This window comes from Streptomyces sp. NPDC088116 (assembly GCF_044741745.1).
GTDB lineage: Bacteria > Actinomycetota > Actinomycetes > Streptomycetales > Streptomycetaceae > Streptomyces.
Genome location: NZ_JBIUTF010000001.1, coordinates 778934 through 791358, shown reverse-complemented (window position 1 = coordinate 791358; position 12425 = coordinate 778934). Strand labels below are relative to the sequence as shown.

Genomic DNA, 12425 nt, shown 5'->3' with positions numbered 1-12425 from the left:
GAGGGGAAGCCGGCGGAACGGGCAGCCGTCCGGGCCGGACAGGCCCTGAGCGCCGGCCGCGCCGTCAGCCGGCCGCGACGGTCTCCCGGCCGGACAGCTCCGCGACCACGAAGTCGACGATCTTGTCCATGGTGTTGTAGTTCTCCAGCCGGAATCCGGCCTCCCGGGTGGGCAGGCCGTATCGCTTGGAGGCGCGGGAGAGCAGCTCGACCTGCTTGACCGAGTCGACCCCCAGTTCCGCCTCCAACTGCACGCCGTCCTCGAAGACCTCCTCCGGGTACTCCAGCGCCTCGGCGTACAGGGTCCGAAGTTCGGAGTGGATCTCCGTACGGTCCGGTGCCTCGGCGGACGGTGCCGGCGAGGAAGGAACCGGCGAGGAAGGAACCGGCGAGGAAGGAACCGGCGAGGAAGGAGCCGGTGCGGCGGGAGCCGGTGCGGCGGGAGCGGTCGCCTCGGTGCCGGGCGAGGGCGTCTGCGCCGACGGCCGGCCGGTACCCGCCGGCTCCGGGGTGAAGCCGTCCAGGTCGTCGGCGATGCGCCGGAGCACCTCGTCGCCGTGCTCGGCCCAGTACGCCTCGAATACGTCGGCGGGCACCGTGGGGGCCAGCAGTTCGGCGAGGCCCGGGGCTCCGGCCACCCCGGCCAGACCGGCGTCACGCAGGACCCGCAGGGTGGCGTCCAGCGCGAGGCCGCCGTCGCCGTCGACCGTGAGTGAGGGCAGGGCGCGTACGTCCGAGCCCTTGGTCAGCCGGACGACGAGCTTGGACAGGGCGGCCCGCCCGCCCGCTTCCACGAACGTGTCGACACCGGCGGCCTGCAAGTGGCGGATGGCGGCGGCGAACCGCACCGGGGTGACGAAGTGCTCCGCGAGACGGTCGGCCAACGCGTCGTCGGGCTCGTAGTACCGCTGGAGGATCGGCGAGTACACCAGGCGCTGCAACGGGTGCTGGTCCAACTTGCTGACATAGGCGGCGAATTCGGGTACGGCGGGGGCGAGAGCCGGGGTGTGGAAGGGGAACGGGGCGTCGATCTCGATGGCGCCGATGCCCAGTTGCCCGGCGATCGCGATCACCCGGTCGAGGGTCTTGCCCGGCCCGCTCACCACGGTCTGCTCGTCGTGGTTCTCGGTGGCGACGGCCAGCATCGGGTCGTCCAGCAGGTCCAGCAGGCGGCGGGACCGGTCGGCGTCGGCGGACAGCGCCACCATGCGGCCCTCGACACCGTTCTGCCGCTGGATGACCGCCACGCGCTGGGCGACGATCCGCACCCCGTCCTCGACGGAGAAGGCCCCGGCGGCGACCAGCGCGGTGATCTCGCCGAGGCTGTGGCCGACGAGGACGTCCGGACGTACCCCCTGGGCGTCCAGGATCTCGTACGCGGCCAGGCCGGCGGCGTAGATGGCCACCTGGGAGGCCCAGGCGTCGTCGTCGAGGAGTTCGCGCAGGTCCGTGGGGCGCGCTCCGAGGAGCACGTCGGATATTCGGCGCGAGAACAGGCTCATGGTCTCCGCGTCGATACGCTCGAAGACCCGCTGGACCTGCGGGTACTTCTCCATGGCCATGCGCAGGGCATCGCTGTCGTAGCCGCCCTGGCCGGGGAAGAGGAAGGTGGTGCGCAGGTCCGTCGAGGTGTGGATGGTCATGGTGGTGCCTCCATGCTGGTGGTACGGATCGGATGAGTACACGGGAGGTGCGTGCGGCCGTGACAGGCGTGCGGCCGTAACAGGCGTGCGGCGGGCGGCGGGAACCAGGGCGAGGGCGGGGGCGAGGGCGAGGACGTGGCTCAGGCCAGGTACTGGCCCATGGGCCCGAGGTTCTTGGCCACCATCCGGTCGGCGGTGCGGGCCGCCCCGGGGATGTGCCGGGGGGCCCCGCGGGCCAGCCAGCGCACCATCCGCAGTTTCCAGCCCGGCCCGCTGCCCGGCTCCAGATGGTCGAGCAGGGCGTGGATGCTGGCCGGCGAGTAGAACTCCGCCGGGTGGACCATCGTGGCGAACATACCGACCATCCCGCGGCCGTGCGTGGGGCTGCGGTTCATGGCCCGGATGAACGCCAGCTCCTCGCGCGAGTGGTCCGCGATGGTCGCGTGGTCCCGGGTGTAGCGGTAGTGGCCGGTGACCAGGTCGTCGCGGTCGCGGGCGTAGCGGGCGAGGGCGGCCGGCAGCGGTTCGCTGCCGGAGAGGCCCGACTCGACGGCGGCGGCGAGGAGTTCGGCGCCGCGCAGCCCGTCGGTGATCCCGGCGGCGGTGATCGGGTCCCGGGTGTAGCCGGCGTCCCCGGTCAGCGCCCAGCCGGGGCCGTGCGAGCGGCGCAGGAAGTTGGGTACGGACCCGGTCATCCAGCGGTCGACGCGCTTGGTCGTGCGCAGCAGTTCGGCCCGCTCGGGGTCCACCTCGTCGAACGCGGAGATGACCGTACGGTCGCGGTCCTCGTCGCTCGTCGCCTTGAAGTCGGCCACCGGAAGGGCCACTCCCACGATGGTCAGCCCGTCGTGGGTGGGCCAGGTGAACGCGTGCTTGCCGGCCTGACGGTAGGTGCGGACCCGCCCGTCGTGCGGCAGCCCCTCCCAGTACGACCAGTGGCTCTTGTTGAGGACCGGATGCGCGTCGTACTTCGGCGCGTCCACCAGCCTGGCCACGGTCGAGTTGGAGCCGTCGGCGCCCACCACGACCCGGGCGTGTTCGACGACGGGGATGCGTTCCGCCGTCTCTCCCCGGACACCGGTGACCGTGCCCGCGTCGTCGGTGATCAGCTCCCGGACCGAGACGCCGGTACGGAGTTCCGCCCCGGACCTGACCGCTGCGTCCAGCAGGATGTCGTCCAGCCTGGCGCGTTCCGGGGAGTACGCCTCGCCCACCCCGTCCACGGCGGGCAGCCGGGCCATCAGCTCCACCGGGCCGCTGCGCAGGCCGTACTCGGTGATGGGCGGGCAGCCGGTGGCCGTCAACTCGTCGAGCAGGCCCCAGCGTTTGAGCCGGAGTATGCCCGGCGGGTGGACCAGGTTGGTCGCCGCCGCCTTGCCGCCCGGGAACACCGCCCGGTCGAGCAGCAGCACCTTGTGGCCCGCCCGGGACAGCAGCATGGCCGTGGCGGCGCCGCTGATCCGTGCGCCGACAACTATTGCGTCGTACATCTCGACTCCCTGCCACTGGCTGGTCGACTGTCGGGCGAATGCGTACGGTCCGGGCCCTGCCGAGGGCCGCCCCTGAGGGGAGCGGCACCTTCAGGGCGGGCCCCTGGACGGTGTTCGGGCGGCTGTCAGCGCCGCGAGGGTTCCAGCAGGTCCGCCGGGCCGGTCTTCACGGTGTCCGGGCGCTCCTCTCCCTGTTCCTGCCACGCGCCGTTCCGCTCCCTGGACCGGCGCGGTGCGGTGAGGATGGCGAGGCAGCCCAGGGCGGCGATCGCGGCGCCGATCCAGGTGGCCGGGACCAGGCCGTCCACGAACTCCTGCGGCGAGCTGTAGCCGCCCTGGGAGGTGAACACCGACGTCAGCACGGCCACGCCGAGCACACCGCCGAGTTCCCTGAACGTGTTGTTGGCTCCGGAGGCGATGCCCTGGTCACGCGGGGCGACGATGTTCATGGCCATCTCGGCCGTGGGCGCGAAGAACAGCCCGAGTCCGATGCCGCCGAGCACCAGCCCGGGGACCTGGTCGGCGTACTCGATGTCCACCTCGGTCGCCAGGGCGAGCCAGCCGAGGCCGACGGCCTCGAACAGCAGCCCCGCGGCGACCACCAGCCGGTTGCCCAGCCGCGCGCTGAGCAGGGCGGTGAGCGGGGCGACCACGACGGGCATCGCGGTCCACGGCAGCATCCGCACCCCCGCTTCGAGCGGCGAGAAGCCCTGAATGTTCTGCATGAACTGGGTCAGCAGGAACACCAGCCCGAACATGGCGGCGAACATCAGCAGGCTGGCCGAGTTGACGGCGCTGAACGAACGGTTGCGGAACAGCCGCATCGGCAGCATCGGATCGCGGGTGCGCAGCTCCCAGAGGACGAAGGCCACGATGAGTATCACGCCGGCGATCAGGTAGGTCAGCACCTGACTGCTGGTCCAGCCGTGCTCGGTGGTCCGTACGAGGGCGAACACCACTCCGAACATGCCGAGGCTCAACAGGACGGTGCCCACGGTGTCGAGGGAGCTCTCCGGGTGCTTGCTCTCGGCGAGCTTCCACAGGCTGAGTGCCAGCACCACCACACCGATCGGCACATTGACCCAGAAGATCCACTCCCAGGAGATCTTCTCGACGACGGCGCCGCCGATGAGCGGCCCGAGCGCGACGGCCAGTCCGCTCAGCGCGCCCCAGATGCCCAGCGCGAGGGCACGCCGGCGGGGCGGCACGGCGACGGTCAGCAGGGTCAGCGTCAGCGGCATGACGATGGCGGCGCCGAAGCCCTGCACGGCACGGGCGATGATCAACTGCTGGGAGGTGTCGGCGAGGGCGCACGCCGCCGACGCCGCGGTGAAGACGACAAGCCCCACCACGAACATCCGTCGGCGGCCGAAGCGGTCACCGGCCGCCGCACCGGCCATCAGGAAGACGGCGAAGGACAGGGTGTAGGCGTTCACCGTCCATTCCAGGTCCTGGAGGCTCGTGTCGAGGGACTCCTGGATGGCGGGCAGAGCGGTGATGACGACGAGGTTGTCCAGTGCTGCCATGAAGACCGCGAGTCCGGTCACGATCAGGGTCCACACGGAATGACCGCGTGAACTGGACCGATTCGACATAGAAAAGCCCTCCGAAGGGGTGGGTGGCGGGGGTGCGCCGAAGGAAGCGGGCCCCGGGGTGGCCGTGGCCGGCGGTGGGACAGGGCGCGCGACAACAGCCGATTACGCGGCGGGCCGCGCGTCCATCGCGTTGAGATCGTCGAGGGTCTCACGCCACAGGACGGCCAACTGCCGCGCGCCCGGCAGTCTGCGGTCGTACAGGAAGCTCACCTGGACCCGGGAGCCGCAGGACAGCAGCGTCACCGACAGGCCGTTGCCGGGCAGCAGCACACCGAGCGGTATCGCGTCCACCACCGGGTCGCCGCAGAAGGAAAGAGAGCCGGGCAGAAGGTAGTTGGAGGCGTACAGCGGGGACGAGCGGGGGCTGAGCAGACGCCTCACCGTCCAGCGGATCAGGGCCGCCGGGAGCAGGGCGATCAGCGCCCTGCTGGCAGGCCGCAGACCGTTGGAACGCATCCGCTGGGTGCTGCCGACGAGCTGCGCGAACGCCTCGGCGGGCGGCAGTTCCTGTCCGGGCAGCGTGACGACGGCCGTCGCGAGGTGGTTGCCGACGGCGTCCTCCTCACCGGCCTGCCGGGTACTCAGCGGCATCCGCACCGGTACGGGCGAAGCGCGGAACACCGAGCGCGCGTCGCGGCGGCCGTCGCCCGCTGTGCTCCAGGCGGACAGCGCGCCCCACAGGGCCATGAGGAAGGCGTCGTTGACGGTGCCGCCGAATTTCCTTCCCAGCTCGCTCAGTTCACGCCGGGTCGCACTCGTACTGCACATGGCCAGTTTCTCCGGGCCGGGGTACGTGCTGGGCCAGATCCGGCCGGGCGCCAGCCCCCGCACCATGCCGGCGCCCACGCTGAGCGCGCCGTGCAGCAACTCGCCCGGCCCGGCGGTGAACACCGGTCCCGCGCGCCGCCCTTCCCGCTGCCCCTCCCGGGGTGTCCGCCCCGGGTGCGGAGTGTCGCCGAACAGGACGGCGGCGACGTGGGCCGCGCCCATCCCGTCCTCGAGGCCGTGGTGGACCCGGTAACAGACGGCGTATTCATCGGCCGCGTATCCATGGACGAGGTGGATCGACCACAGGGGTCCGCTCTCGCGCAGCGGCCGGCGCACCAGGGCGGTCAGTACCTCGTCCAGCGGGGTGCCGGCCGGGAGCTTCATCTCCTCCACGTGGTCGCGCAGGTCGAAGCCGGGACTGGGGGCACGGAATCCGCCGCGCCTCCCGGTCACCGTCCCGTGGGTCAGCCGCGGCAGGCCGGGCAGCCGCTCCGCCAGGTGGTCATGGAGCTTGTCCAGCGAGGGCGCCTCTCCACGGAAGCGCAGGAACTGCCCTTGGACCAGGGTGGGTTCCCGGTCCATGGCGAGGAAGACCTCGTCGATCGGGTTGAGTGGATGTGTCACTATCCGCTCCCAGTCGATTGTGTCGGGAAGCCGGCGTCCGTGTCGGGGAAACCGGCGTCGGTAAGGCACGCGGGTACGGTCTCGGCCCCATGGCCTGTCTCGGGGCTTGTCCCGGGGCGGCTTGTTCCGGGGCTTGTCCCAGGACGGCTTGTCCCGGGACGGACGGGCCCCGGCCGCCCCGGCGCGCGCCCACCGTGAGCGCGGTGTCCGCGGCGCCCGTCATGCCGGCGGGTTGCCGTACTTGCGCGACGGCAGGTCGGCGTCCTTGGTACGCAGGAGCCGCAGCGCCTCGACGAGCACCGAACGGGTCTCCGCGGGGTCGATGACATCGTCGACGAGGCCGCGTTCAGCGGCGTAGTAAGGGTGCATCAGCTCTCTCCGGTAGTCCTTGACCAGCTGGTCCCGGGTCGCCTCCGGGGTGTCCGAGGCGGCGATCTCCCGCCGGAAGACGACGTTCGCCGCGCCCATCACCGCGATCTCGTTCGTCGGCCAGGCGTACGTCAGGTCGGCGCCGATGGACTGGGAGTCCATGAGCCGCCGAAGACACGGAAGTCGTGGGCGTAGGCGAAGACGGTACGGCCGTGGACCGTGCCCCAGCCGGTGACGACGCCGTCGGTGTGGGGCCTGCGGTTCTCCAGACCGAAGCCGGTGGCGCGGTGCCGGCGAAACCGCTCGACCTCGGTGAACGAACCCTCGTCGAAGAGCAGGTCCAGGCGTTCGCGGGCGGTCAGCTTGCCCCGGGCGTGCTGCTGCTCGGTGGCGTGCGCGCCGGGTCCCTGCTCGACGGCCAGGCGGGTGGCGTGCAGGGTGCCGATGCTGTCCCGCATGCCGGGCGGGGCGGGCTGGGAGGGATGCGCCACGGGCTCGGTGGGAGGCGCCGTACGGGGCGGCGCCGGGCTCTCGGCGAGAGCGGCGGTCTGGGCCGGCATGGGCGTGTCCTTTCCTTTCTCCGTCACCGTGAAAGGGGAGAGCAGCGAGTGCGCCGAAGCCGGGGCCTTCGCGGGGTGCCTCTCCGGAAAAGCTCTGGAGAAAAACCGGGTCCGTGACTTCGGTCTTTCCTTCCCGTCGTAAACTATCGGGCATTCATTCTGCGCGGAATCGCACTTTGGTACAGGTGGCGATAAGAATGGGCGACAAGCCCCGCCTGCAACCTGGATTCAACGCGCAATTTACTCAGCACTCGTGCCACATGAAGCTTGACCGTGCGTTCGGTGATGTTCAGTTCGCGCGCGATGCTGCGGTTGGAACAGCCCTTGCCGAGGAGCTCGAATACTTCCGTCTCGCGCGCGGAGAGCAGCGGGACCCGTTCCAACTCCGGCTCCCAGGAGGGCGGTTCGTCACCGCCTTCACCGGCGGGGCCCACGCGGCCTGCGGCACAACCCGCGGCGTGTCCTCCGGCGTCACCTGCCGCGGCACCGTCTGCCGGGCGGTGCGCCCGCTTCTTCCCCACCCCCGGACGCTCTTCCGGTACGGGTGAACGGGTAACGGCGATGCAGACCACGACAACTCCCCCTGATGGTGAATCCGGATCGTCGGGAACTCCGGCTCTTCACCGTTCGAGTATCAGGGGGCGGTACCGGGGTCTGTCAAGAAATGCAAATGCTCTCCCGCAGGGCGAGAATGCTGCGCGGAGCTTCTCCCGGCACATGAGAAACAGCGGCGGTTTCTCATGTGCCGAGAAACGGATATTTCGTGAACGCCGGTCACACTATATGCTCCGCCGGGCGGTTTCATTTGACCCGGAACGGTAAGGGCTCTGGGGGACGTTGATCGTCGCGCGAATGATCTGGCGGCGGATGCGCGGCGCTTGTCGCCGTCGGCACGGGAAGCGTTGCCGATGCGTGCGAATGCGTGCGGTGGCCGCGTCGGCCGAAGGCCGGTCCCCGCGCACGTGGACCTCTCGTCTCCGGGCCCGGCCGCGCGCCCGTCGTCCGGGCGTACCCGCGCCGCGGAGCCGCGGCTGGTGCGCGCGGCTCCGCGGCGCGGGTACGCGAGGGCCTCCGGAATCAGAGCGAGCTGATCCCGGCCCCCGGGATCAGTACGAGCTGGCGGTCTCCGACGACCAGGCGCCGAGGCCGCCCGCCTCGGTGAACGCCTTGGCCGCGCCCTTCATGGCCCCCAGAACGCCGTCGGTCCACTGGGGCATGGCCTCCTTGGGCTTGAGCACCGCCACGGAACCCATGATCAGCCCATCCCAACCGACGGGCACGGCAAGGCCGTTCCAGTCGGCGGCGCACTCCTCCGAGTCGATGGCCACCCCTTGTTCGCGCACGGCCCTCAGCGAGGCCAGCAGGGCTCCTTCGTCCCGGAACGCCCCCGGGCCCGCGCCCATGGGAAGCGGCTCGGCCAGCACGCCTTCCTGGATGACCTCCGGCAGATGGGCGAGGATCGCCCGCCCGCAGGCGCCCGTACGCAACGACTGAAAGACCGTCAGAAGCGCACGCCGGCTGATGCCGAGCTCCGCCAGGTCCGAGTCGCCGACAGCCATGTCCAGGCACTGCTTCCTGGCGCCGCCGAAGGGAGCCAGCCCGAAGAGGAACACGAGCCCCCCGTCGGTCGCCTTCCGCATCTCCTCTAACACCCCATGCGCCTCAGGGGTGTTGGGCGCGTGCGTGAGGGCTTTCAGGCCGAGACGCGCGGCCCCGGCGCCGAGCCGGTAGAGGCCACGCCCCTCGCGTGCGAATATCCCGTCGTAAATGCCGGACTGCAGAATGCGATGAACCGTCGAGTCGTCCAGCCCGGTCGCCTCGGCAAGCTCACCCGGACCGTGCACCTGCCCTTCGAGCTCGGTGAAAGCTCGTTGAACCCGGAAGACCCGGACGGCGTGGTCGCTTCCTCCCTGATTACCGTTCTTGACCATGTTCCCCGTTCCCCGTTCCCCTGTTGGGCGCCCTTCCTGACGCCACGGTCCGTGCAAGACAACTGCACCAGGGACCTTTTACGAGCCTACTATTCCATCCCGGCCATGTGGCTGGTATGGGGTGCTCGTGAAGGTCGGGGCGGGGAGGAGCACGTGAGGCTCCGGGTCAGCTGTCGTGCCGGAGGGCGTCGAGGCGGACGGTCATTTCCCGAGGTCCTCCGCGAACCAGCCTTCCGCGCGCGGCGGGCGCATCCAGTCGGGCCGTGCGGTCATGAGCTCGACAGTAGCGAGACGGGACCGGGTCACGAGGTCGTTGCCGCAAGGGCCGCCCTCCGTTGCCCGCGGGCGTCGGGCTTCCGGAACCGGGTCTCGGCGGATCGCGTCGTCCGGGGTATGGGACAGGACCAGAAGCCGGTGACGCGCGGGTGGGGCGGGGCGTTGGCCGTGGCGGGTGGGTTTCTCGTGGGGTTCCTCGTGTGGGGGATCGGTGCCGCGCCGGGGCTGCGGGGTGCCTTTGAGGGGGAGCGGGATCTGAGTCTGCTCTACGCCGAACTGCCGCTGACGCTCTTCGGGATGCCCGCGCTCGCCCTGGGGGCGTGGGCGCTGGCCGTCGGGGTGTTGAGGGTCCGCGAGGGGATGGCGGTTCTCGTGGTCGTGGGCGCGCTGGCGCTGGGGGCCTGGGGGTGCGCGGAGTGGCTGGATCTGCGTACGACGTCGTTCACGAGCGACGCCCCGCTGTGATGCCGCCCCCTTCCACGGTGTTGCCAGCCTGTCCGTGACGCCGGTCCGCCATGAGGAAAGCTCAGCGCTGCCCTGCCGGGCCCCTCTCCACGGTCAGTTCACTGACCCCCGTACGGGTCTCCCCGGGCGGCGCGTGCACCGTCACCCGTACGTGGCGGGCCGGCGTTCCCGGCCGCAGCGGCTGCCAGGCCGTTCCGTCCTCCGATGTCTCGACCTCGTACGAGGCGGGGGCCGGGCCCGTCCAGTGGGGGGCGACGGATGTGAGAGGTCCCGTACGGCCCAGGTCCACCGTGAGCGCGGACGTGGCGTCCGAGGGGACCCAGGCGGTGGCCGGGCTGCCGTCCACGGCGGCCGGTGCGTACAGGCCCGGGTCCTCCGAGGTGGCGGTCGCCGGGCGGCAGCGGGCCGCGTTGTCCGTCGGGGTGAGGTCGGGACGGCGGGTGGGCAGGGTGAGTGTCGTACGCACGGTCCGGTCGCCGTCCGGGGTGTGGACGGTGAACGGTTCGCCGGACCTCAGGCGGACCGTCGTCTCGCGGGCGCCGATGGCGATGTCGTACGTACGGCCCCGCCAGCGCAGCCCCCGCAGATTCACCCCGTCCGCCAGCTGCGGCGGCAGCGTGGGGTCCAGCCGTACGCCGTCCTCGCGCAGCCGCAGCCCCGTCAGCCCGTGCGTGAAGACTTGCAGGAAGCCGCCCTTGCCCGTGAGGAAGTCCTGCGCGGGCGAGCCGGAGAGGGGATCGTCCGCCCCCGCCTTGGTACCTCTGGCCTCGGAGAACAGGGCGAACGGCCCGCGTACGAACGGCCGCACCGACCGCTGGAGGTAGGTGTACGTCGCGCAGCCCGGCGCCCCGATGCCGGCGGCGTCGATCGCGTGGACCGAGTCCGTCATCGCGGGGCCGTCCGGGTCGGTGCGCGCGGCGTAGTAGTCGAGAGTCGCGGCCGCGGCTCCGGCGGGCATCGGCCACTGAAGCGGATAGGTCAGCAGCACGGTGTCCGCCTGTTTGATCCGCGAGCCGTCGTATCCCGCGTACTGGAGGTAGACGCGGCGCTCGGCGTCGTACGGAATACGGATACGGTCCGCGATCCGCGTCCAGAGCGCGGGGGCCCGCTCCCCGACGAGCGCGGCGGCGCGGGTGGCGTCGCGCAGCGCGGTGGCCGCGCCCGCGTTGGTGAAGACGCTGTCCGTGACGCCGTTGCTGTACTCGTCGGGGCCCGCCACCTCCCTGACCGAGTAACTGCCGTCGTCGTTGGCGGTGACCCGCGACGCCCAGAACTCCGCGATCCCGCGCAGCAGCGGCCAGCCGCGCTCGCGCAGCCAGCGGAGGTCGCCGGATGCCAGGTAGTACTGCCAGGCGGCGAGGGCGATATCGCTCTGGAGGTGGTTCTGGGTGACGCAGTGTGGTGGGTTCCAGCTCTGGCACTCCGTCCAGAGATCGCCCGAACCGCCACTGGTCCACGGATAGAACAGGCCCTGGAAGCCGAGCTTTTCGGCGTTGGCGGCCGCGGCGGCGCGGGTGCGGTGGCGGTACTCGACGACGGAGCGCGCCAGTTCGGGGCGGGTGACCAGCAGGCCCGGGTACATCCAGGTCTCGGCGTCCCAGAAGATCAGTCCCGCGTAGTTGTCGCTGCTCAGGCCGGTCGGGGCGAGGCTGTCGGCGGAGCCTTCGCGGACGCCGGTCAGCAGGCCGTACTGGGCGGAGCGCAGCCACAGTTGGAGATCCGGCCGCCCCGGCACGTCGATGTCGGCGGCCCACAGGCGTGCCCAGGCGGCCGCGTTGGCGGCGAACAGCGGCTGCCAGCCGCGACCGGCCGCGCGCCGGGAGGCGCCGAGGGCGGCGGCCCTGGGGTCGTGGGAGGTGAGGGCCGTGTCGACGCCGACGTATTTCGTGAAGCTGTACGTACGGCCCGCCCGTACCCGCACCGGCCCCCGCGCGGACGGCCGCAGCACCGAGGCGATGGCGCCCGCCGTGCCCGTACCGTTCGCGCGGAAGGTGGTGACCTCGCCTTTCGCCCCGGTACTGGTGATACGGCGGGCGCCGCGCCAGTCGAGCGAGCCGGTGACCGTCGCCTCGCCGCTCCAGCGCGGGGTGAGGCGCAGCCGGACGGCGCCGGTGTGCGGGTCGGAGCGGTCGGTGAGCACCTCGTACGTCAGGTCGGTCGCGCGGCCGTCGGCCGTGGTCCAGCGCAGGCTCGTGACCACCACTCCGCAGCGCGTGAGCACGCTCTGGCGGTAGTCGGAGATCCGGCCGCGCGGCCCGAACGTCTCGTCACCCACCCGTACGTCCAGCGTCGTCCAGGAGGGGAGCGCGGCGATCACCTGGCGGCCGGCGGTGGTGGCGGACTCGTGCGCGTACAGGCCGGACGCGAAGGCGCCGTCGTAGCGCGGGGTGTACAGCGGCCAGCCGGTCGGCGTGCCGCTCTCCGCGTAACCGGCGCCGGTGGGCGGGACGCGCACGCCCAGGTAGCCGTTCCCGGTGTACGCGTGGTGGCTGTCGGCGGGGTCGATACGGGTGGCGGTGGGGTACCAGCCGGGGTCGTCGGTGGGATCGGTCTTCTGCCCGCAGGAAGGGGAGAGGGACCGGGCTGGTGGGCCGTCGGCGTACGAGACCGGGGGCACGGTGACGACGAGCGCGCCCGCGACGAGAGGGACGAGGAGTTGCGTACGGGTTCGGCTCACGGAAGGACCGTACGAACCGGTCATACGG

General features: G+C 71.5%; 8 protein-coding genes and 2 pseudogenes. 1 reads left to right on the top strand and 9 read right to left on the bottom strand.

The features are described 5' to 3' along the window. Positions 1-64 precede the first annotated feature (64 nt). From ACIOJD_RS03435 to ACIOJD_RS03400, 8 genes and pseudogenes are all read right to left on the bottom strand, one after another. The gene (locus ACIOJD_RS03435; RefSeq protein WP_401907976.1) at positions 65-1642 is read right to left on the bottom strand and encodes an acyltransferase domain-containing protein; all 1578 of its coding nucleotides are present in this window, start codon (positions 1640-1642) and stop codon (positions 65-67) included. 140 nt (positions 1643-1782) lie between these two features. Then, positions 1783-3132: an NAD(P)/FAD-dependent oxidoreductase gene (locus ACIOJD_RS03430; protein WP_401907975.1), complete on the bottom strand. Its 1350-nt coding sequence runs from the start codon at positions 3130-3132 to the stop codon at positions 1783-1785. A gap of 125 nt (positions 3133-3257) precedes the next feature. Then, entirely contained in the window at positions 3258-4727 is a 1470-nt protein-coding gene (locus tag ACIOJD_RS03425) for an MFS transporter (protein WP_401907974.1), read from the bottom strand. A gap of 102 nt (positions 4728-4829) precedes the next feature. Continuing rightward, a complete protein-coding gene (locus ACIOJD_RS03420) occupies positions 4830-6119 on the bottom strand; it encodes a wax ester/triacylglycerol synthase domain-containing protein (protein ID WP_401907973.1) in 1290 nt (429 codons plus the stop codon). Positions 6120-6338: 219 nt separating this feature from the next. Continuing rightward, positions 6339-6946, bottom strand: a pseudogene (locus tag ACIOJD_RS03415) (carboxyl transferase domain-containing protein). Between the two features lie 245 nt (positions 6947-7191). Next, a complete protein-coding gene (locus ACIOJD_RS03410) occupies positions 7192-7620 on the bottom strand; it encodes a response regulator transcription factor (protein ID WP_401907972.1) in 429 nt (142 codons plus the stop codon). A 534-nt stretch (positions 7621-8154) separates the two neighbouring features. Next, positions 8155-8979 (bottom strand): IclR family transcriptional regulator, encoded by an 825-nt coding sequence (locus ACIOJD_RS03405; RefSeq protein ID WP_401907971.1) that lies wholly within the window; start codon positions 8977-8979, stop codon positions 8155-8157. 204 nt (positions 8980-9183) lie between these two features. After that, positions 9184-9252 (bottom strand): annotated as a pseudogene (locus ACIOJD_RS03400) (Uma2 family endonuclease); the annotation flags it as partial. Between the two features lie 120 nt (positions 9253-9372). Between ACIOJD_RS03400 and ACIOJD_RS03395 the strand changes: the two are divergent. Further along, positions 9373-9720: a hypothetical protein gene (locus ACIOJD_RS03395; RefSeq protein ID WP_401907970.1), complete on the top strand. Its 348-nt coding sequence runs from the start codon at positions 9373-9375 to the stop codon at positions 9718-9720. A 61-nt stretch (positions 9721-9781) separates the two neighbouring features. Here the strand turns inward: ACIOJD_RS03395 and ACIOJD_RS03390 are convergent, their stop codons facing one another. Further along, complete coding sequence (locus tag ACIOJD_RS03390; protein ID WP_401907969.1) at positions 9782-12397, bottom strand: glycosyl hydrolase family 65 protein; 2616 nt, start codon at positions 12395-12397, stop codon at positions 9782-9784. Between the last annotated feature and the right edge of the window lie 28 nt (positions 12398-12425).

Coding starts and splice junctions, on each gene's coding strand:
- ACIOJD_RS03430 (WP_401907975.1), bottom strand. CDS start 3,132: ATGTACGACGCAATAGTTGTCGGCGCACGGATCAGCGGCGCCGCCACG.
- ACIOJD_RS03395 (WP_401907970.1), top strand. CDS start 9,373: ATGGGACAGGACCAGAAGCCGGTGACGCGCGGGTGGGGCGGGGCGTTG.
- ACIOJD_RS03425 (WP_401907974.1), bottom strand. CDS start 4,727: ATGTCGAATCGGTCCAGTTCACGCGGTCATTCCGTGTGGACCCTGATC.
- ACIOJD_RS03405 (WP_401907971.1), bottom strand. CDS start 8,979: ATGGTCAAGAACGGTAATCAGGGAGGAAGCGACCACGCCGTCCGGGTC.
- ACIOJD_RS03435 (WP_401907976.1), bottom strand. CDS start 1,642: ATGACCATCCACACCTCGACGGACCTGCGCACCACCTTCCTCTTCCCC.